Origin of the sequence: Borborobacter xinjiangensis, assembly GCF_047739745.1 — a bacterium.
GTDB lineage: Bacteria > Pseudomonadota > Alphaproteobacteria > Rhizobiales > Rhizobiaceae > Pseudaminobacter.
Genome location: NZ_JBLLVA010000094.1, coordinates 1 through 750 on the forward strand (window position 1 = coordinate 1; position 750 = coordinate 750).

General features: G+C 60.5%; 1 protein-coding gene. It reads right to left on the reverse strand.

The features are described 5' to 3' along the window. Positions 1-34 precede the first annotated feature (34 nt). The coding region (locus ACLKMW_RS26480) for a porin (protein WP_415727516.1) at positions 35-750 on the reverse strand (716 nt) is incomplete at its 5' end.

Genomic DNA, 750 nt, shown 5'->3' on the forward strand with positions numbered 1-750 from the left:
GCCCGCCGGGTTTCTTCAAGTAGTCGTAAGCCGATCAGAACGAGCGGCGGAAGCGGAGCCAGCCGCCAACACCGTCGGCATCGTCTTCGTCGAAGTTGTCCTGGTAGTTAACTTCGGGCGTGACCGCGAAGCCCGGAACCACTTCGTAGACAACGTTGGCGACAGCAGCGAAGTTCTCGGCTTCGTCATAGGAAAGCTGTGCGTTGAACTTCGCCTTTTCGTTGATCTGGAAAGCAGCGCCGCCCCAGACGGCCCAATCGCCACCCCACTGGCCGTAGAAGTTCGGGTTGTCGGTGCCGGGACCAAATACGTCACCGTCGTCCGCACCCGACTTGTAGCCGGCCATAGCCCAAAGCGAGATCGCCTCGGTGGCATTCACGTCAAGGCGAACCTTACCGGCCCACTCTTCCCAGTTGGAGTCGTAGCCAACCACAGCCGAGATGCCGCCCCAGCCCTGGGTAAAGGCAACACCGGCAACGACGTGCGGCACATAGCTGTCGATCGTGTAAAGATCGTAATCAGCGTCACCGTCACCGTCGAGGTCAACGCTACCAGCGCCTTCTTCGAGCGCGACCGCGGCCGAGAAGCCGTTGCCGCCGGTGAAGGTGTAGGCGATCTGGTTGGTGTCGAACGGACCGTAAGGAACAATATCGTCGGCGAGGATGTCGCCGGCATAGTTCGTCATGGTCGTGAACAGCGAATCGGTGCGGCCGAGGCGGAAACCGCCCAGTTCGATGTAGCCGTGATTGA